The following is a 20,251-nucleotide window of genomic DNA, read 5'->3' on the forward strand; positions in this document are numbered from 1 at the left end:
CGTCAGCGCCCGCCTTCCGGTGCTCTCGGTCGCCCGACCTCAGTGGCCCATGCCCAGTCCGCCGTCGACCGGGATGACCGCGCCGGTGATGTAGCTGGCCTCCGCGGAGGCCAGCCACCGCACGGTGCCGGCGACCTCCTCGGCATCGGCGAACCGGCCGAGCGGGATCTCCCCCAGGATCTGCTGCTTGCGCTCCTCGGACAGCGCGTCGGTCATGTCGGTGGAGACGAACCCGGGCGCCACGACGTTCGCCGTGATCGAGCGCGACCCCAGCTCGCGCGCGACCGAGCGGGCGACGCCGACGAGCCCGGCCTTACTCGCGGCGTAGTTGACCTGGCCCGCCCCGCCGGAGAGCCCGACCACGGAGGAGATGAAGATCATGCGCCCGCTGCGGTTGCGCAGCATGCTGCTCGCCGCGCGCTTGGCCACCCGGTAGGCACCGCCGAGGTTGGTGTCGAGCACGCTGTTGAACTGGTCCTCACCCATGCGCAGCAGCAACCCGTCGTCGGTGATGCCGGCGTTGGCCACGAGCACCTCGACCCGCCCCTGGTGGGCCTCGACCTCGTCGAAGGCGGCGGTCACCTGGTCGGGGTCGCCGACATCGCACTGCACCCCGAACAGGCCCTCGGGGGCCCCCGAGCCGCGGTGGGTCACCGCGACCTGGTCCCCCGCGGCCTGGAACGCCCGCGCGATGGCCAATCCGATCCCGCGATTCCCACCGGTCACCAAGACGGACCGTGCCACGTCGCTCTCCCTTCGCGCTGTCATCACTGCCGGGCCTCGAAGCCCGCGGGAACACTATCGACCCGTCCGCAGTGGACCGTGGTCGCCTCCGCACAGAAATTCGCCCGCGCGATCGTGGTGTCCCCACATCGCGTCCCGGGGCCGCACCGCGGTGCGGCACTGGGATCCGACGCCGGGGTCCGGCGCTGGGCGCGGCCGACTGGGGCTCCCAGCCCGCCACGCCACCACATCTGTGGTGGATTCGGCGCCGCCTCGACCACAACAGGTGTGGTGGCACGCGGGAGGACCGCGCGGGGTCGAGCAGAGCAGCGTGCGCTGCCCGGAGCTGGAGGCGCGCCTGCGCACCGGGAGCTCCGCCCGGCGCGCAGGCGCGGCGCACTGGTCACCACACCTGTGGTGGATCGGGTGCGACCCCGCGCCGCGTCAGAACCCGGACTCGACCGACTCCCCCGCGGCGGCGTGCAGCACGCCGGGCAGCACCGCCACCTCGTCGACGAGCGAGCGCACCGGCCACTTGCCCCGCACCCGCACCGCCACCACGGCGGTGCGCTGCTCGTCCTCCTCGGTGTCCTCGCGCTCGACCTGCACGTCGGTGATGGTCCACCCGCGACTCGTGCACAACGTCAGCACGCTGCGCAGCACCCCGTGGCCGTCGAGATAACCGACGCGCAGCACCTGGGGCTCGCGCAGCGAGCGCCGGAACAGCCGCAGCAGCGACGGGAACCCCATGACCACGAGGTAGTGCACCCCCGTGGTCGCCGCCGCCAGCACGACGAGCCCACCGCCGCAGGCCATTCCCACCGCGGCCACGACCCACACGGTCGCGGCCGTGGTCAGTCCCCGCACCGCGTCGCGCCGCACGAAGATCAGCCCACCGCCGATGAAGCCGATCCCGGAGACGATCTGGGCCGCCACGCGCGAGGGGTCGAACGACACGCGCTCGAACGCGAGCAGGTCGCCGAAGGCGTACTTGGACACGAGCACGAACAGCGCCGCCCCGACACCGACGAGCGTGTGCGTGCGCAGGCCGGCGCTCTTGGCGCGCACTTCCCGCTCGACACCGATGAGGCTGGAGAACAGCAGGGCCGTGCCCAACTCGACGAGCAGCGGCAGCTCGTCGAAACCGGACACGACGGGATCGCGCATGCGGGCGAACGTAACGCAGCGAGGACCACCGCGACACTCGCAGCCACCGCCCCACCGGGCACGCGCCGCGACCGCACTCCGCGGCCCGCACCGCACCAGCGAGCCCGGCGCTCCGAACGCGCCCGCGCCCCTACGGCACGCGGCGTCCGAGCCGGAGCGCGGCCCCAGCCGAGACGATCAGCGCCAGCGTGCCGAGCACCAGCCACGGTCTGCTGGCATCGGTGTGCTTCGTCTCGTAACCGATCTGCTCGCCCAGCGTCTCGTAGACCTGCCGCAGTTCCTGCGCGCTGGCGGCCTTGTGGAACTCGCCCCCGGACAGCCGGGCGATCTCGGCCATGGCGGCGTCGTCGACCTCGACCCACTCGCGCTGGCCCTCGATCTCGACGCTGCCGTGGTGCGTGCCGAACGAGATCGACGAGATCGGCACGCCCTTCTCCTTCGCCTCGCGGGCCTTGGAGTACGCCCCGCGCGGGGCGTTGAGATCGCGGGGGATCGTCTGCCCGCCATCGGCCATGAGCACGATGCGCGCGGGCGGCGGCCCGGCGGGGCCGCTGACCATCTTGCCGAAGGACTCGATCGCCGACATGGACGCGTTGATCCCGTCTCCGGTGGCCGTGGCCTCGGACAGCTGCATCGAGTCGATCGCCTGCTTCACCGCCGCGCGGTCGGTGGTCGGCATGGTCATCACCGTGGCGGTACCGGCGAAGGACACCAACCCGAGGTTCACCCCCGGGGTGAGTTCCTCGGCGAACTCCTTGGCCGCCTGCTTCGCCGCTTGCAGCCGGTTCGGCGCCACGTCCTCGGACTTCATCGACAGCGACACGTCCACCGCCAGCATCACGGTGGCCCGGTTCCGCGGGATGCGCTGCTCCGCGGTCGGTCCGGCCAGCGCCACCGTCAGCAGGATCAGCGCCACCCCCACCAGCGCGGGCGGCACGTGCTTCAGCCACGCGCGCCGCCCCGAACCGGCGCGCTCGAGCGCGGCGAAGTTGGCGAACCGCAGGCTGTCGGCGCGGCGGCGCCGCTGCGCCCACACGTAGCCGGCGACGAGCGCGGCCACGACGAGCAGCAGCAGGAACCACCACGGAGTGGCGAAGCCGGACAGACTCAACCCGCTCCCCCTCCGGACCATCCGCGCTTGCGCGCCACGACGAACCGCACGAGATCGGCGATCCAGTCGGAGTCGGTGCGCAGGGTCAGGTGCGCGCAGCCCGCTCGCCGCAACGCCGCGGCCACCTCGTCGCGGTGCGCCGCGGCGGCGGCCGCGTACTCGCGGCGCAGCACCGGCGTGGTCTCCACTTCGCGCTGCTTGCCGGTCTCCGGGTCGGACAGCACGACGGTGCCCGCATCGGGCAGTTCCACGTCCCGCGGGTCCAGCACCTCGACCGCCAGCAGCGAGTGCCGCTGCCCGAGGGCGCGCAGCGCCCGCTGCCAGTCGGTCGGCCCGAGGAAGTCGGAGACGAGCGCGATCAGCCCGCGGCGCCGCGGCGGCCTGCGCAGGGACTCGACGAGCGCGTTCAGGTCCCCGCGGGTGCCTTCCGGCGCGCGCGGCAGCGCGGCGACGCGCTTGAGCAGGGCCCGCGCGTACTGCGTGCCGGAGCGGGCGGGAACGCGCACCTCGCCGGTGCCGGTGTCGGCGACCGCACCGATGCGGTTGCCCCCGCCGGCGGTGAGGTGCGTGACCGCCGCGAGCGCCGCCACGGCGAGCTCCCGCTTGTCGCAGGCCGCCGAGCCGAAGTCGAGGCTGGCCGACAGGTCCACGGCCGTCCACGTCTCGAGCTCCCGGTCGGCCACGCTCTGCCGGATGTGCGGTTCGCCGGTGCGCGCAGTGACCGCCCAGTCCATGCGGCGGACGTCGTCACCGGGTTCGTAGGGGCGGGCCTCCCCCGGCTCGGTGCCCGGGCCGGGGAGGATCCCGAGGTGATTGCCCTGGAGCAACCCGTCGAGCCGGACGCGCACGGTCCACTCGAGCTGCCGCAGCGACTCGGCCAGACGGCTCTCGTCCAGCGGGGGCGGCGCCCAGGACGGGCGGGCTGCGCTGCTGGGTGTTGACACCACCGCTCCTCCGGTCCGGTGCTACTGGGCGGGGCCGACGAACGGCGCCTGCCCCGCTGCGGGCGGTGGGCCGGGCTGCGCCGCCGGGGCCTGCGGTCGGGCGGCGACCTGCGGCAGCGGCACGGTCTGCAGCACCCGGTTGACGACGTGCTCCGGGGAGATGCCGTCGGCCAGCGCATCGTAGGAGAGCACGAGCCGGTGCCGGAAGACGTCCCCGACGACGTCGACGACGTCCTGCGGCAGCACGTAGTCGCGCCCCCGCACCAGCGCCAGGGCGCGCGCCGCGGCGACGGTGCCGAGGCTCGCCCGCGGCGAGGCGCCGTAGGAGACCCAGCCGGCGATGTCGGACAGGCCGTGCTCGTTCGGCGTGCGCGTGGCCGCGACGAGCCGCACGACGTAGTCGACGAGGGCGTGGTGGACGAACACGCGGGAGGCGGTCTGCTGCAGCCGGACGAGCTCCTCCGGGGTCAGCAGCGCCGCCGGTTCCGGCGGCTGCACGCCCATGCGGTAGATGATCTCCCGCTCCTCCTCCGCGGTCGGGTACTCCACGGGGAGCTTGAACAGGAACCGGTCGCGCTGGGCTTCCGGGAGCGGGTACACGCCCTCGTTCTCGATGGGGTTCTGCGTGGCCAGCACGAGGAACGGAGTGGGCATGGAGAAGCTCTCGCCGCCGATGGAGACGTGGTGCTCGGCCATGACCTCCAGCAGCGCCGACTGCACCTTGGCGGGTGCGCGGTTGATCTCGTCGGCGAGGACGAAGTTGGCCACCACCGGGCCGAGCTCCACGTCGAAGCGCTCGCTGCCCTGCCGGTAGATCCGCGTGCCGAGGATGTCCGAGGGCACGAGGTCCGGGGTGAACTGCAAGCGGGCGAACGAGCCGCCGACCACGCGGGCGAAGGTCTCCACCGCGAGGGTCTTGGCCACACCCGGCACGCCTTCCAGCAGGATGTGCCCCTGCGCGAGCAGCCCCACCAGCACGCGTTCGACGAGCCGGTCCTGGCCGACGATCACCCTCTTGACCTCGAAGACGGCGCGTTCCAGCGCCCGCGCGTCCGCGGCGGGCGGCGCGGGCGCCTCCTCCTGCAGCGCCTCCCCTTCCCGGTGGGCGGCGTCGTCACGACCTCCCGTGTCCTCCTGCGTCACCTTCCGCACGCCTCCCTGCTGTCCGATGAGCGGGCCTCGGTCGTGTGACCGCTGCTGTGATCGTGGCACGGCTGCCGCGGCCTTTCACGCGGGGTTTGATTTCATCCAACACTGAAATAACAAAACTAATTAATCTCACAGGCGCCCACCCGCTCCCCGACACGCCGCAGCAGCGGAACGGCAGCAGCCCCCGCTCCGCCGAAGCACCGCCCTCACCGCCGGGACCGCCGCAGGTCCTCCGGCGTGTCCACGTCGGAGGCCTCGCGGCCCGCGGCCGGCACGAGCAGCGGATCCAGCTCCCCCAGCACCGACCGCACCGACCGTCCGGCCCCCTCCTCCGGCACGGCCGCGCGCAGCCGCCGGCCGCGCCACACCCCCAGCAACCACTGCGCCCGCCCGTCCGGGTCGGCCAGCACCGCGCCGGCCGCGTCCGGCCGCCGCTCCACCGCCGCGCGCAGGCGCGCGAGAGTGCGCGGACGCAGGTGCGCGTGGTCCCCGGCGAGCACCGCGACCAGCACCGCCGAACCGGGAACGAGCCGCAGCCCCGCGCCGATCGCCGCCACCGGTCCCCCGCCGGGCGGTTCCTCGCGGGTCCAGCGCACCGGCAGCCGGGTCGCGCGGGGCGGCCCGACGACCACGCGCGGCTCCGCCTCGGCCGCGGCCGCGAGCACGCGGTCCAGCAGGGCCCGGCCGGACACGGACTGCCCGAGCTTGTCGGCACCGCCGAACCGGCGCGCCTGCCCACCCGCCAGCACGATCGCGGTCATCCCCGACTGCCCGTCCATGCCCGCCATGTTCCCAGCTCACCACCGCCGGAGACAGGTCGGGAGCGATGATCGGCGCGCCGGTCCGCCGGCGACGCCGTCGTGCGCGGGCCCTCACCGCGGGGTAACACGAAGACCGGTCCACGAAGAACCCCGCCGCCGAAGTTCTCGGCAGATCAACGACGAACTCGAGGAGAAGCGAGCATGCCGAAGACCGTCTTCCACGTCGACCAGGACACCTCGATGCACGAGCACGAGGTTCCGGGGCACAACCGCTGGCACCCGGACATCCCGCCCGTGGCGGAGGTGCGCCCGGGCGAGGAGTTCCGCATCGAGTGCAAGGACTGGACCGACGGCCAGATCCGCAACACCGACTCGGCCGACGACGTGCGCGACGTGGTGCTCGACCACAACCACATGCTCAGCGGCCCGATCGCCGTGACCGGAGCCGAGCCGGGCGACCTGCTCGTGGTCGACTACCTCGACGTCGGCCCGGCGCACACCATCGACCGCGGCCCGGGCTCCGAGCCCGGTCAGGGCTGGGGCTACACCGGCATCTTCGACCGGTCCAACGGCGGCGGGTTCCTCACCGAGCACTTCCCCCGCGCGGGCAAGGCGGTGTGGGACTTCCACGGCCGCTTCGCCACCTCGCGGCACCTGCCCGGGGTGCGCATCGACTCGAACGTGCACCCGGGGCTGGCCGGTTGCGCCCCGTCGCACGAGCTGCTGGCCACGTGGAACCGGCGGGAGCGGACGCTCATCGACACCGCCCCGGACCGGGTGCCGCCGCTGGCCCTGCCGCCGCACGAACCGCACGCCCTGCTCGGCTCGCTCACCGGCGCGGCGCGCGACCGGGCCGCGCAGGAGGGCGCGCGGACCGTGCCGCCGCGCGAGCACGGCGGCAACGTGGACATCAAGAACCTGGGCATCGGCTCGCGGGTGTACTACCCGGTCTACGTGCCCGGCGCGCTGTTCTCCATCGGGGACCTGCACTTCGCCCAGGGCGACGGGGAGATCAGCTTCTGCGGCGCGGTGGAGATGGGCGGCTACGTCGACCTCGGCGTGGACCTCGTCAAGGGCGGGATGGAGCGGTACCGGGCCTCGACACCGATCTTCCAGCCGGGCCGGCAGCAGCCGCAGTACAGCGAGTTCGTCTCGTTCGTCGGCATCTCCGTCGACGAGTCCGGGGACCAGCACTACATGGACGCCACGATCGCCTACCGGCGGGCGTGCCTGCAGGCGATCGAGTACCTCGAGCAGTTCGGCTACACCGGCGAGCAGGCGTACCTGATCCTGTGCGCCGCGCCGATCGAGGGCCGCGTCAGCGGGATCGTGGACATCCCCAACGCCTGCTGCTCGCTGTACCTGCCGACGGAGATCTTCGACTTCGACATCCGGCCGGGCGGTGACGGGCCGGTGCCGGTCGACCGCGGGCAGTGCGCCGTGGCCGGCTGAGCTGCCCGCCACGGGGAGCGCTGAGCTGTCCGAGGCACCCGGACCGCAGATCAGCGCTCCCCGGACCCGGGGGTCGGGGCGGCCGCGGCCAGCGCCGGCAGGACCTCGACGAGCGGTTCGCTCAGCACTGCCGCGGCGAGGTGGTCGTACGGCGTCGGTTCGGCGTTGCAGATGACCAGCTCGGCCCCGGCGCAGGAGGCCAGCTGCGCGAACCCCGCCGCCGGGTGCACCGTCAGCGAGGTGCCCGCGGCGAGGAACACGTCGCAGTCGACCGCGGCCTGCTCGGCGCGCCGGATGACCTCCTGGTCCAGCGCCTGGCCGAAGGAGATCGTCGCGGACTTGAGGATGCCGCCGCAGTCGAGGCAGGCCGGGTCCTCCTCGCCGTCCTCGACGCGGCGCAGCGCGTCCCGCATGCGCCCGGTGCCGCCGCAGTCGAGGCAGGTCACGCGGAACATGGTGCCGTGCAGCTCCAGCACGCGGTCGCGGGAGAGCCCGGCGCGCTGGTGCAGCTCGTCGATGTTCTGCGTCAGCACCGCCTGCAGCCGCCCCGCGCGGTCGAGGTCGACGAACGCGCGGTGCGCGGCGTTCGGTTCGGCCTGCCACGCGGGGTTCTCCGCGCGGGCGAGCCACGCCTGCTTGCGCACTTCCGGGTCGGCGACGTAGCTGTCGATGTCGGTGAGCCGCTGCGCCGCCGGGTTCTTCGTCCACACCCCGTTGGGGCCGCGGAAGTCGGGGATGCCGGAGGCGGTGGACAGGCCCGCTCCGGTCAGCGCGGTCACGCGCCGCGCCCCGGCGAACACCTCGCGGGCCCGCTGCCACTGCGGGTCGCCCCCCTCCGGGGTCGGTTCGCTGCGCACGGTAGCCCTCCGCGGATCGATGGGTGCACCGCGCCTGTGGCGCGGTGCGCTCGCACGGCCACCATGCCACGGACCCGCTCCTCGACGGTCACCCGCTGACGATCAGCGGCGCACACCGCCGCTGCTGCGCGATTGACCGAATCCGGGGAAAATAGCGACATCTGCGACCGGCGAACTTTCCGTTCACCAGGAATTCGTCCTACATTTGAACAGCGTTCCGGTTACGGAAGCTCCGTTCGGGAGGACCTCATGGCCAAGGAAAGCAGTTCCGGAGGACGTTCCACGTCCCGTGGCGGCAGCTCCCGCGCGAGCACGCAGGGACAGCGCTCCGGTTCCACCACCCGGAGCGCGGGAGCGCAGACGACCGCCGTCGCCGACGCGCCGGACGACAGCACCGCGCACGGTGCGACGGTGCATCTGCCGTTCGTCACCGCCGAGTTCCACCGGCCCGACATGCGCCTGCCCGGTCGGCAGGACGTCACGTCCGCGGCCGAAACGGTCCGTGCACAGCTGCCGTCGACCAAACACGCCTTGTTCTACGGCGGCCTCGCCGCCGGCACCGCGCTGAGCCTCATCGAATGGCCGGTGGCGCTCGCCATCGGACTCGGCACGGCTGTCGTGAGCAGCGACCGCGGCCAGCAGACCTGACAGACCGCTGAATCCTCCACCGGCGCGGTCGGCGCGCTTCGGCCGCGCCCGTGCTCCGGGGCGTCGAAACCACCCGGGCTTCTCGTCGCGTCGATCGCGCGCCTCGCCCAACGCCGCACGCGGAAGGATCCATGTCGTTGGACACGCTGCTGTCGCGCGTGGCGAACGTCGCCAGCGACGTCGTCGACGCCGTGCGCGCGCTCGGCGGCGCACCCGTCACCCGGCGCAGCCACGAGGACGCCGATCGGACCCATCTCGAGGTGCGCGGTCTGCACCAGCCCGGTGCCGAGCAAGCCGGTGGGGACCTGCGCGCACGCCTGTCCGACATCGACGGCGTGCGCGAGGTCGAGGTGAACGCGGTGCTCGGACGCGTGGTGACGCGGCACGCACCGAATGGCGCGGACCGCCGTGCCCTGGCCGAGGTGGTCGCGCGGGTCGAAGCCGATCACGGCTTGGCCGAGCGCGGGCAAGCCCCCGGAACCGCCGCGCACCCCGGCAACGCCGACGCGCTGCTGCGCGAAGTCGGGGCACTGGGCGTGAGCGCGCTGGGGCTTGGCTATTCCGCGGCGGCACCGCTGCTACCGGTACGTCCGCTGACCCCGCTGGTGGCCGCCGCGGTGTCGCTGACCGATGCGGTGCCGTGGGTGCGTTCCCGCGCTGAACGTGCGCTCGGCCGCCCGCGCACCGAGTTCGCGCTCGGCCTCGGCGGCGCAGTCGCCCAAGGACTGTCGCAGAATCCGCTGTCCTCGTTCACCGACATCCTCGGCCGGTTCACCGCCACCCGGGAAACGGCCGCCCGCCACCGCGCGTGGCGCCGCTGGGAACAGGCCCGCGCAGGAGTCCCCGGTGTGCACGAGGCGCCAGCGCTGGCGACCCGGCCTCGCCCGGTGGCCGTGCCCGACGGGGTCGTGGAGCATGTCGCGAACGTCTCCGGCACCTGCGCGCTCGCCGGCTACGGCACCGTGCTCACGGCGAGCCGGGACCCTCGGCGGGCGTTGGCAACGCTGCACGCCGGGACGCCGCGCCCGGCCAAGAGCGGCCGCGAGGCGTTCGTCAGCCAGCTCACCTCGTCGATGTGCGCCCGCGGCGGGGTCGTGCTCGAACCGCGAGCGATGCGACGTCTCGACCGGGTCGACACCGTGGTGCTCGACGGGGCCGCGCTGCTGACCGGCAGCCACACCGTCGACGAGGTGCTCGCCCTGGACACCGGCTTCGACCCGGGACGGCTGTTCGCGCACGCCGGCAAGCTGGTCGATCCGGACGCGCCGCGGGAGCGGCGCGCGCAGGGACGGTGGTCGGTCGCCCCGCATGAGCACGACCGGGAGCTGCCGGCCGACGTCCGCGACGCGGCGCGCGCCCACCGGGAACGCGGTGCGGAGCTGCTCCTGCTCTACCGCGACGCCGAACCCGTCGGGCTCGTCGTGGTCGTGCGGGAGCTCGACCCGCTCGCCGAGGCACTCGTGCAGGCCGCGGACGAGACCGGTTCGGTCGTGCTCGCCGACGCCGGCAGCGGGCTCGGCCAGCGGCTGCCGGTCGGTGAAGTCGTGCCCGGCGGTGACCGGCTGGCGGAGTCGGTGCACCGGTTGCAGCAGGACGGCCGGGTGGTGGGAGTCGTGTCGCACCGCGCGTGCGCGGCACTGGCCGCAGCCGACGTCGGGCTCGGCGTCACCGACCTCGAGTGCGCGGTGCCGTGGGGTGCCGACGTGCTGTGCCCGAACCGCGCGGAGGCCCACACGCTGCTGTCGGCGGTGTCCCGGGCTCGCACGGCCAGTCGGCAGGCCGCCGCGCTGTCAGTTGGCGGAGCGTGCCTCGGCACCCTGTTCAGCGCCCTCGGCCCGTCGTTCGGCGCGCCGGCGCGTGCCGCGATGCCGGTGCAGGCGGCCACGTTGTTCGCGCTGACCACCGGCACCCTCGCCGGGCTCCAGGCCGGCAACCGGCCCCCGCCCGCTCCCCGGGAGCACACCCCGTGGCACGCGCTGCCGCGCAAGGCCGTGCTGGGGATGCTGTCCAGTTCGGTGGACGGCCTCGATCAGGCAGCGGTGCGACGTCTGCAGCGCACCCGCCCGGCCGAATCCCGGAAGGACGGTTCCGGGGCGTTGGCGACGACGTTGGAAGGGCTGGTCAACCCGATGACCCCCGTGCTGGCCACGGGGGCGGTGGTCTCGGCCGGGCTCGGCTCGGTGGTCGACGCTCTGCTGATCGTGGGAGTGCTCGGCATCAGTGCCGCGATCGACGGGGTGCAGCGGGCGGCCACCGACCGGGAGCTCGCGCAGCTGCTGGACACCGAGCGACTACCGGTGCGCGTGCGCCGCGCGGGCGAGGTCACGACGGTCTCCGCCGACGAACTCGTCCGCGGCGACGTGGTCGAACTGCGTTCCGGCGACGGTGTGCCCGCCGACTGCCGGGTGCTGACCGCCGATTTCCTGGAGGTCGACGAATCCAGCCTGACTGGCGAATCCGATCTGGTGGTCAAAACGCCGGGCCCCACCACCGCCAGCGCCCTCGGGGATCGCACCAGCATGGTGTACCAGGGCACGACGGTCGCCACCGGCACGGCCGCGGCAGTGGTCGTCGCGACAGGCACCGCCACCGAGCTCGGACGCACCACCAGCGGCAACGGCGGCAGCAGCGGAGACGGCAGCGCCTCGGGCGGGGTGGAAGCGCGGTTGGACGAGCTGACCCGGCAGATCCTGCCGGTGTCGGTCGGGGCGGGCGGGGTGCTGTTCCTGGTGGACCTGCTGCGGGGCATCCCGCTCGGGCAGACCGTGGGGCGCGCGGTCGGGTTGGCCGTGGCCGCCGTGCCGGAGGGGCTGCCGTTCGTGGCGACGCTGGCGGAACTCGCCTCGGCGCGGCGGTTGTCGCAGCGCGGGGTGCTCGTGCGGAGCCCCGCGACGATCGAGGCGCTGGGCCGGGTGGATGTGCTGTGCTTCGACAAAACGGGCACGCTCACGCAGGGACGTCTGCAGCTCGGCCAGGTCTCCGACGGCCGGCGCAGCGCCGATCCGGATGCACTCGATGCGGCTCAGCGGCGGGTGATCGAAACAGCCTCCCGCGCCAACCCGCAGCCCGCTGACGACGAGCCGTTGCCGCACCCCACCGACCGCGCGGTGCTGGACGGCGCGCTGCGGGCGGGTGTCGACCCGAACTACCACGACGTGCTCGCCGACTTGCCCTTCGAGCCGTCCCGCAGCTTCCACGCCACGCGCAGCCGCGGCCCGGAAGGGGTTTCGTTGCACGTCAAGGGTTCTCCCGAAGTCGTGTTGGACCGTTGCGTGCTGTGGCGGCGCTCCGACGGGGACCGGCCGTTCGACGGGGAAGCCCGGGCCGAGATCGAGGATGAAGTCAAACGCTTGGCACTGCGCGGGTTCCGGCTGCTCGCGGTGGCCGAGAAGTCCACTCCGGACGAGGCGGAATCCGACCTCGCGGATTCCGATGTGGATGGACTGGCGCTGCTCGGTCTGATCGGTCTGAGCGATCCGGTCCAACCGACGGCGGCCGATGCGGTCGGCCGGCTGCAACGCTCCGGGGTGGACGTGGTCATGATCACCGGGGACCACCCCAGCACCGCGGAGGCCATCGCCGCCGATCTCGGCATGCTCGGCAGCCGCGAGGTGCTGCACGGCGGAACCCTCGACGAGCTCGACGACGAACAGCTCGCCGCGGAGCTGCCGAAGATCTCGGTGTTCGCCCGGGTGAGCCCCACGCAGAAGGCCCGCATCGTGCGGTTGCTGCGCGCCGCGGGCCGCACCGTGGCGATGACCGGCGACGGGGCCAACGACGTGCCGGCGATCACGCTCGCCCACGTCGGCATCGCGCTCGGCTCGCGCGCCACCCCGGCAGCGCGCGAATCGGCCGATCTCGTCGTCTCCGACGACCGCATCGAGACGATCACGCAGGGCATCGTGGAGGGTCGCGGCATGTGGGCCTCGGTGCACGATGCGCTGTCGATACTGCTCGGCGGCAACCTGGGCGAGATCGGCTACACCGTCGGCTCCGGGTTCTTCGGCGGTGGAGCCGCCCTCAACGCGCGGCAGCTGCTGGTGGTCAACATGCTGACCGACGTCCTGCCGGCGATTGCGATCGCGGTGCGCCCGCCGCCCCGGGCGACGCCGGAGAAGCTGTTGGCGGAGGGGCCGGACGCTTCGCTCGGGACGGCGTTGACCCGCAGCGTGTACGTGCGCGCCGCGGCGACGGCGAGCGCTGCCGGGTTGGCGTGTGCGCTGGCACGTCCGGTGTCGCTTCCGGGGCAGGCGCGGACCACCGGGTTGGCCGCCCTGGTCTCGGCCCAGCTCGTGCAGACCCTCGCGGTGCGCGGGCGCACGCCGCTCGTGCTGGCTTCCGGAGCCGTGTCGTTCGCGGTGCTGTACGGCGTCGTGCAGATCCCCGGCCTGAGCCAGTTCTTCGGCAGCAGCCCGCTGCTGCCGCACCAGTGGTTGATCGCGTTGGCAGCGGCGATGCTGAGCACGGCCGCGGTGCTGGTGTTCCAGCGCGGTGATGCAGCCGGGCGCCGAGACCTGCCGGATTCGTCAGGAACGCCCACCTTCGCGACGGAGGCGATCGAGCCCGCGCCGGCGGGCTGAGCGATGCCGGCTACGGCGCTGACCTGGGACATGTTCCTGCGTCCGTTACCTGCTGACAACCCGGGACACACCTCGCACTCACCTCGCAACGCCATGCTCGAGGCGAAACGCTCCCGAGGAAGCCGCGGAGAAGAAAACGCTCACCATGCCGAACTTCCTGACGACGGTACTGGCCGGTGTCGCCACGGCCCTGCTGGAAGGACTCATCGTCCACTTGGTCAAAACCGCCTACTCGCGGGCGACCCGCGCCGCGGCCTGAACGACCGAGCGGACCCGGTTCTCCGGTCGCTACGACCAGGAGGCGTGTCGTTCCCTGACAGCTCGCCCCGATGAGACGCGCTCGCCCCGGCGCGCAGCGCGAGGGTTCAGGCCCCGGCGTCGCGCGGGGTGTCGAGTTGGGCGTCGGGACCGTGGACGAATGCGACGGTTCCGGCTGCGCCGTCGACGCGCAGGAGATCACCGGTGCGGATAGCGGTGGTCGCGTCGCGGACGCAGATCACCGCGGGAATTCCGTACTCGCGGGCGACCGTGGGGCCGTGCGCGATCGGCGAGCCGGTGTCGCTGACCAGTCCGGCCGCCGTCATGAACAACGGCGTCCAGCCGGGGTCGGTGGTGGGAGCGACGAGGATCTCGCCTGGTTCCACGTGGGCTCCGACCGGGTCGACGACGACCCGGGCCCGACCTTCGGCTCGCCCCGGAGCGGCCGGCATGCCGCCGAACCCGTCCTCGGGCGCGGCGGTGGGTATGGTCGCCTCGACGTCGGTGCCGTCGGTCAGCAGCGCTCCCGGGACGCTGCGGCGGCGTACTTCGCGGTCGTGGACGCGGCGCCGCTCGGCCACCAGCTCCCGGCGTTCCGCGCGGTCGCGGACGGCCGCACGAGCCTCGTCCAGCTCGAGGAACATGATGTCCTCGGCAGCGTCCAGCACGCCAGCAGCGGCGAGCTCCTCCCCGGCGAGCACGAGCTGGCGGCGCATCTCCGCGTAGGGGATCAGCCAGGTGAACTTCGCGTACTCCCGCATCCCGGTCAGCGACCGCGACCGGCGCATGAGGAACGCCGCGATCCGGCCCCGGATCGGGCGGACGCGCACGGCTCGCGCGCTGAGCTCCGCGAGCTTGGCCTCCGCTGCCGCGGCGGCTTGTTCGAACCGGCGCTCCGGTGCCTGCTGGGGGTCCTGCAGGCGCAGGTAGTTGGCGACGGCGCCGAACACCGGCGCCGGGTCCTCCCGCCAGCGCGGGACGCCGATGTCGACTTCGGCGGCGGTGCGGTGCCCGTAGTCGTCGAGGAAGGCGTCGATGCCGACGTCGGGCAGTTCCCCGCGTCGGTAGCGCTCGGTCAGCTCGTCCGGGGAGGTGTCGGTGAACAGCGTGCCGTGCGGCCGGGCGCGTTCGGCGATCCGCCACAGGGCCAGGTCCATCTCCGTGGTGACGTTGTGCGGCATTCCCCCCAGCACGATGTCGGTCTCCTGCTTCGACGCGATGCCCCTGAGCAGGGACTCCGGGGCGGTGCCGGTGAGGATTCCGGCGAAGACCGGACCGATCACCTCCACGAGCGCCTTGCTGAGCATGGTGTCGAAAGCGCTGCCGGTGACCCAGTCCAACCGCTCGCGGGCCGTCGCGCCGTCTCCGGGCCCCTTCAGGTGGCGCAGGCTCTCCGCGGCCCGAAGGGCCTTGGCGCGGCCCGCGGCGGGCCGGGCCAGGGACAGCCCGATGCCGGCCAGGGCACCGGGGAGCTGGGAGACCGCGAGGGAGAGCGCGGTGCGGAGGGAGAACGGCAGGCCGGGGCGTGGTGCGAAGCGCGGGTCGCGCAGCATCCGCGTCACGGCCTCTTGGACGCGCGGCCCGTACACCCCCAGCCCATCGGCGAGTTTCCGGCGCATCGGCTTGCTGCGAACGAAGGAGCTGATGTCGACGTAGAGGTGGCGTCCGATGTCGACCATGAGGCTGTCGGGGTCGTGCGGGTCGACGGTGATTCCGACCGCCCCGCACCAGCGGCTCCACACCTGCTGCATCATCGTCATGCCCATGGGGGTGAACGGCCGCAGCATGCCCTGCAAGTGACCCACTTCCAGGTACAGGCGCGGCTGGTTCGGCAGGTTTTGCGGGGGCAGCGGGAAGAGCGTGGTGATGGGGCGGGATTGCAGGAGCCAGAGGCCGTCGGCATCGTGGGCCCACTCGACGTCCTGGGGCGCGTCGAAGAGGCCCTGGAGCCGGTGCCCTGCGGCACGTAGCTCGGTGAGTTGCGCGGCGGTGAGGCAGCCCGCGGTGTCGTCCGGCTCGGCGCCCTCGTCGAGGGCGTAGTGGTCGGGATCCGCGGAGCCGTCCACGACGGCGGTGCCCAGCCCGCGGACGGCGTCCACCACGGTGCGGGTGCGCGTACCGGTGACCGGATCAGCGGTGAAGAGGACGCCGGCGGTGTCGGCGTCGACCATGCGCTGGACGACGACGGCCATGCCCACGTCGGCGCGGTCGAGGGCGTTGGCGCTCCGGTAGGCGACCGCGCGTTCGTTGTCGAGCGAGTCCCAGCAACGGCGGACCGCATCGACGAGATCCGCGATCCCCTCGACGTTCAGGTACGTGTCCTGCTGCCCCGCGAAGCTGGCGCCGGGCAGGTCCTCCGCGGTGGCGCTGGAGCGCACGGCCACCGGCCCACCGCCCATCCGCTCGTACGCGGAGGTGATGGCCTCTGCCGGTATCTCCCCGGCGGCGTACGCGGCGGTGGTGACGCAGAATCCGGGCGGCACCCGCTCGCCCGCCGCGGCCATCTCTCCCAGGTTCGCGGCCTTGCCCCCGACGAGGCCGCCCATGTCGCGGCGCACCTCGTGCAGATCGACAACGGCGTCGTCGCCGGTCTCCGCGCTCGTCATTCGTCGCCTCCCATTTCGCTCTTCCCCCGGAACGGCGAGCACTCGTCGTCGAGGTCCGAGGCAGGCCTTCGAAGGTGGTGGGCGTGGTCACGCCGGTCACGTCTCCCCGTCCGTCGTCGCGCGGTAGACGTGCTCGCGGTAGGTGTCGCGCAGTTGCGCGACGATGCCGATGATCTTCGGTGCCACTTCGGCGAACGTGCGCCCGGTCGGATTGCCGGGCGGTTCGAAGGAACTGCGGATCACCTCCGCGAGCAGGTCGGCCTTCGTCTCGACGGGCAGGGCCAATTCCGGTGGCAGCATGGGCTCGATGCTCAGGTGGCCCAGCACGGCGGACCCGATGCCGTAGGCGATCCGCTCCACCGGCAGGTCCGCGCGCAGCAGGCCGTGCTCGGCGAGCAGGGCGAGGTACTCCGTGGACAGCGCGATCTTGCTGTGCACGACCTCGCGGGAGCCCTCGGTGGCGACCAGCCGGCCCAGCACCTCGGCATCGCGGGTGTAGATCGCGGCGAGCAGTGGCCGGCGCATCGCGTGCAGGAAGATGGTGCGCACGTAGCGGTGCAGCGCCACCTCGGCCGGGTCGGCGCGCATGCCCCGCACCAGCTCGTCGAACGTCGCTGCGCCCTCGCGGAGCAGCACCGCGAACAGCAGGTCGTCCCGACTGCGCCAGTGCAGGTACACGGTGCCCTTGCCCACACCGGCGCGGCGGGCGACCTCGTCGACAGTCACCTTGCGATAACCCCACCTGGCCAGCAGTTCCGCGGCTGCGTCCAGGATGCGGTCCGCCCGTTCGGTGACCCGTTCCGCCATCCGAGCCTCCACATCCCTGACCGCATGACCAAAAGAGCGATTTTGGTCATGCGGTCACAGTACGAGTCCCCCGCCCGGCAGGCAAGACGTTCCCGAGCAACTGCGCAGCACGGCGGCCGAGGGCGCAGCCGACCGAAATTCTCCGGGTTTTTCCGGTGGCGGAAGGGGGCGCGCGGCTTCGCGGACCCTGCCTTGAGGCCGAATACAGGACACGCGTACTGTTACGGGCGAGACAGAACCGGCACGGGCAGACGGGTCCTCGCGCGCCGCCGACCCTCGTGCGCGAGACTCAGCATCGTTCCCGAACGTGCTCCCGTCGCGAGATGGAGTTCAACGTGACAGCACCAGTGAGCAAGAACAGCTTCGGCGCCCGCGACACGATGCGGGTCGGCAACGACTCCTACGAGGTGTTCCGGCTCAACGCGGTCGACGGCGCGCAGCGCCTTCCCTACAGCCTGAAGATCCTCCTGGAGAACCTCCTGCGCACCGAGGACGGTGAGAACATCACCGCCGAGCACGTGCGCGCGCTGGCCAACTGGGACCCGAAGGCCGCCCCCTCCACCGAGATCCAGTTCACGCCCGGCCGCGTGATCATGCAGGACTTCACCGGTGTGCCGTGCGTGGTCGACCTGGCCACCATGCGCGAAGCCGTCGCCGAGCTCGGCGGCGACGCGTCCAAGGTCAACCCGCTCGCCCCGGCGGAACTGGTCATCGACCACTCGGTGGTCATCGACGTGTTCGGCAAGCCGGACGCGTTCGAGCGCAACGTCGAGTTCGAGTACGGCCGCAACAAGGAGCGCTACCAGTTCCTGCGCTGGGGCCAGAACGCCTTCGACGAGTTCAAGGTCGTCCCGCCCGGTACCGGCATCGTCCACCAGGTCAACCTCGAGTACCTGGCGCGCAGCATCATGGCGCGCAACGGCCAGGCCTACCCGGACACGTGCGTGGGCACCGACTCGCACACCACGATGGTCAACGGCCTCGGCGTGCTCGGCTGGGGCGTCGGCGGCATCGAGGCCGAGGCGGCCATGCTCGGCCAGCCCGTGTCGATGCTCATCCCGAACGTCGTCGGCTTCAAGCTCACCGGCGAGATCCCGCCGGGGGCCACCGCCACCGACGTGGTGCTGACCATCACCGAGATGCTCCGCAAGCACGGCGCCGTCGGCAAGTTCGTCGAGTTCTACGGGTCCGGTGTGGCCTCGGTGCCGCTGGCCAACCGGGCCACGATCGGCAACATGAGCCCCGAGTTCGGCTCCACCTGCGCGATCTTCCCGATCGACGAGGAAACGATCCGCTACCTCAAGCTCACCGGCCGCTCCGAGGAGCAGGTGCAGCTGGTCGAGACCTACGCCAAGGAGCAGGGCCTGTGGCACGACCCGGACAACGAGCCGGTGTACTCCGAGTACCTCGAGCTCGACCTGTCCGAGGTCGTGCCCTCGATCGCCGGTCCGAAGCGGCCGCAGGACCGCATCGCGCTGTCCGAGGCCAAGCCCTCGTTCCGCGGCTCGCTGACCGACTACGTCAAGCCGACCACCACCGACGAGGCCGCCCTGGACGAGGCCGGTGAGGAGTCCTTCCCCGCCAGCGACGCCCCCTCCGTGAGCACGCACGCGGTGCCGGACGTCGCCTCCGCCGCCAACGGCGCCAAGGGCCGCACCTCCAACCCGGTGCCGGTGCGGTCGGACGAGCTCGGCGACTTCGAGCTCGACCACGGTGCCGTGGTGATCGCCTCGATCACCTCCTGCACCAACACCTCCAACCCCTCGGTGATGCTCGGCGCCGCCCTGCTGGCCCGCAACGCCGTGGACAAGGGCCTGACCCGCAAGCCGTGGGTGAAGACCTCGATGGCCCCCGGTTCGCAGGTGGTCACCAACTACTACGAGCGCGCCGGGCTGTGGCCGTACCTGGAGAAGCTGGGCTTCCACCTCGTCGGCTACGGGTGCACCACCTGCATCGGCAACTCCGGCCCGCTGCCTCCGGAGATCTCCAAGGCCGTGCAGGACAAGGACCTGGCGGTCACCTCGGTGCTGTCCGGCAACCGCAACTTCGAGGGCCGGATCAACCCGGACGTGAAGATGAACTACCTGGCCTCGCCGCCGCTGGTGATCGCCTACGCGCTGGCCGGGACCATGGACTTCGACTTCGCCAACGACCCGCTGGGCACCGACACCGAGGGCAACCCGGTGCACCTGGCCGACATCTGGCCGTCGCCGCAGGAGATCCAGGAGGTCATGGACTCGGCGATCACGCAGGAGATGTTCACCCGCGACTACTCCGACGTGTTCACCGGTGACGACCGCTGGCGCTCCCTGCCCACCCCGGAGGGCGAGACCTTCGAGTGGGACCCGGACTCCACCTACGTGCGCAAGCCCCCGTACTTCGAGGGCATGGGCCAGGAGCCGGAGCCGGTCGGCGACATCGGCGGTGCGCGCGTGCTGGCGCTGCTGGGCGACTCGGTCACCACCGACCACATCTCCCCGGCCGGTGCCATCAAGCCGGACTCGCCGGCGGGCAAGTACCTCACCGAGAACGGCATCGAGCGCAAGGACTTCAACTCCTACGGCTCCCGCCGCGGCAACCACGAGGTCATGATCCGCGGCACGTTCGCCAACATCCGGCTGCGCAACCTGCTGCTCGAGGACGTGCAGGGCGGTTACACCCGCGACTTCACGCAGGAGGGCGGCCCGCAGTCGACGATCTACGACGCGGCGCAGAACTACGCGGCGCAGGGCACGCCGCTGGTGGTGCTGGCGGGCAAGGAGTACGGCTCCGGCTCCTCGCGCGACTGGGCGGCCAAGGGCACCAAGCTGCTCGGTGTGCAGGCGGTCATCGCCGAGTCGTTCGAGCGCATCCACCGCTCCAACCTCATCGGCATGGGCGTGGCGCCGCTGCAGTTCCCGGCCGGCGAGTCCGCGCACTCGCTGGGGCTGGACGGCACCGAGACCTACGACATCGCCGGGATCACCGAGCTGAACGCCGGCTCCACGCCGGGCACCGTCCACGTGACGGCGCGCAAGGCGGACGGCAGCACCGTCGAGTTCGACGCGGACGTCCGCATCGACACCCCCGGTGAGGCCGACTACTACCGCAACGGCGGCATCCTGCAGTACGTGCTGCGGAACATGGTCCGTTCCTGAGGGGACGATCTCTCCCTCGGAACCTCGGGGCGCCCTCCCCACCCGGGAGGG

Annotated in this window: 13 protein-coding genes; 4 read left to right on the forward strand and 9 right to left on the reverse strand. The window is 72.5% G+C overall.

Annotated elements, in window-relative coordinates:
* Positions 1-39: 39 nt before the first annotated feature.
* From fabG to mobA, 6 genes are all read right to left on the reverse strand, one after another.
* Positions 40-744, reverse strand: a complete 705-nt coding sequence (gene fabG, locus ACYVJE_RS13900) for a 3-oxoacyl-ACP reductase FabG (protein WP_459155787.1) — start codon at positions 742-744, stop codon at positions 40-42.
* 423 nt (positions 745-1,167) lie between these two features.
* Entirely contained in the window at positions 1,168-1,890 is a 723-nt protein-coding gene (locus ACYVJE_RS13905) for an MgtC/SapB family protein (protein ID WP_461144777.1), read from the reverse strand.
* 130 nt (positions 1,891-2,020) lie between these two features.
* The gene (locus ACYVJE_RS13910) at positions 2,021-3,001 is read right to left on the reverse strand and encodes a VWA domain-containing protein (RefSeq protein WP_461144778.1); all 981 of its coding nucleotides are present in this window, start codon (positions 2,999-3,001) and stop codon (positions 2,021-2,023) included.
* On the reverse strand, positions 2,998-3,945 hold the full coding sequence (locus ACYVJE_RS13915; protein ID WP_459155790.1) for a DUF58 domain-containing protein: 948 nt from the start codon (positions 3,943-3,945) through the stop codon (positions 2,998-3,000). Before ACYVJE_RS13915 ends, ACYVJE_RS13910 begins: the two co-directional genes overlap by 4 nt.
* Positions 3,946-3,966: 21 nt before the next feature.
* On the reverse strand, positions 3,967-5,031 hold the full coding sequence (locus ACYVJE_RS13920; RefSeq protein ID WP_461144834.1) for an AAA family ATPase: 1,065 nt from the start codon (positions 5,029-5,031) through the stop codon (positions 3,967-3,969).
* 269 nt (positions 5,032-5,300) lie between these two features.
* Positions 5,301-5,873, reverse strand: a complete 573-nt coding sequence (gene mobA / locus ACYVJE_RS13925) for a molybdenum cofactor guanylyltransferase (protein ID WP_461144779.1) — start codon at positions 5,871-5,873, stop codon at positions 5,301-5,303.
* Positions 5,874-6,056: 183 nt separating this feature from the next.
* Here mobA and fmdA point away from each other — a divergent pair, with 183 nt between their 5' ends.
* Entirely contained in the window at positions 6,057-7,307 is a 1,251-nt protein-coding gene (gene fmdA, locus ACYVJE_RS13930; protein ID WP_461144780.1) for a formamidase, read from the forward strand.
* 50 nt (positions 7,308-7,357) lie between these two features.
* On the opposite strand, the gene ACYVJE_RS13935 is transcribed toward fmdA, so the two are convergent.
* Entirely contained in the window at positions 7,358-8,164 is an 807-nt protein-coding gene (locus ACYVJE_RS13935; RefSeq protein ID WP_461144781.1) for an SIR2 family NAD-dependent protein deacylase, read from the reverse strand.
* Between the two features lie 249 nt (positions 8,165-8,413).
* On the opposite strand from ACYVJE_RS13935, the gene ACYVJE_RS13940 reads away from it, so the two are divergent.
* Positions 8,414-8,812 carry a hypothetical protein gene (locus ACYVJE_RS13940; RefSeq protein WP_461144782.1) on the forward strand — a complete coding sequence of 133 codons (399 nt, stop codon included), beginning with the start codon at positions 8,414-8,416 and terminating at the stop codon, positions 8,810-8,812.
* Between the two features lie 131 nt (positions 8,813-8,943).
* The gene (locus tag ACYVJE_RS13945; RefSeq protein WP_461144783.1) at positions 8,944-13,392 is read left to right on the forward strand and encodes a cation-translocating P-type ATPase; all 4,449 of its coding nucleotides are present in this window, start codon (positions 8,944-8,946) and stop codon (positions 13,390-13,392) included.
* A gap of 365 nt (positions 13,393-13,757) precedes the next feature.
* On the opposite strand, the gene ACYVJE_RS13950 is transcribed toward ACYVJE_RS13945, so the two are convergent.
* Entirely contained in the window at positions 13,758-16,256 is a 2,499-nt protein-coding gene (locus tag ACYVJE_RS13950; protein ID WP_461144784.1) for a PEP/pyruvate-binding domain-containing protein, read from the reverse strand.
* Between the two features lie 96 nt (positions 16,257-16,352).
* Entirely contained in the window at positions 16,353-17,063 is a 711-nt protein-coding gene (locus ACYVJE_RS13955; protein ID WP_461144785.1) for a TetR/AcrR family transcriptional regulator, read from the reverse strand.
* A gap of 323 nt (positions 17,064-17,386) precedes the next feature.
* On the opposite strand from ACYVJE_RS13955, the gene acnA reads away from it, so the two are divergent.
* Positions 17,387-20,200 carry an aconitate hydratase AcnA gene (gene acnA / locus ACYVJE_RS13960; protein WP_461144786.1) on the forward strand — a complete coding sequence of 938 codons (2,814 nt, stop codon included), beginning with the start codon at positions 17,387-17,389 and terminating at the stop codon, positions 20,198-20,200.
* Positions 20,201-20,251 lie beyond the last annotated feature (51 nt).

It is taken from the genome of Salinifilum aidingensis, assembly GCF_054782015.1.

Coding starts and splice junctions, on each gene's coding strand:
- ACYVJE_RS13950 (WP_461144784.1), bottom strand. CDS start 16,256: ATGACGAGCGCGGAGACCGGCGACGACGCCGTTGTCGATCTGCACGAG.
- ACYVJE_RS13940 (WP_461144782.1), top strand. CDS start 8,414: ATGGCCAAGGAAAGCAGTTCCGGAGGACGTTCCACGTCCCGTGGCGGC.
- mobA (WP_461144779.1), bottom strand. CDS start 5,873: ATGGACGGGCAGTCGGGGATGACCGCGATCGTGCTGGCGGGTGGGCAG.
- ACYVJE_RS13945 (WP_461144783.1), top strand. CDS start 8,944: ATGTCGTTGGACACGCTGCTGTCGCGCGTGGCGAACGTCGCCAGCGAC.
- acnA (WP_461144786.1), top strand. CDS start 17,387: ATGGAGTTCAACGTGACAGCACCAGTGAGCAAGAACAGCTTCGGCGCC.
- ACYVJE_RS13955 (WP_461144785.1), bottom strand. CDS start 17,063: ATGGCGGAACGGGTCACCGAACGGGCGGACCGCATCCTGGACGCAGCC.
- ACYVJE_RS13905 (WP_461144777.1), bottom strand. CDS start 1,890: ATGCGCGATCCCGTCGTGTCCGGTTTCGACGAGCTGCCGCTGCTCGTC.
- fmdA (WP_461144780.1), top strand. CDS start 6,057: ATGCCGAAGACCGTCTTCCACGTCGACCAGGACACCTCGATGCACGAG.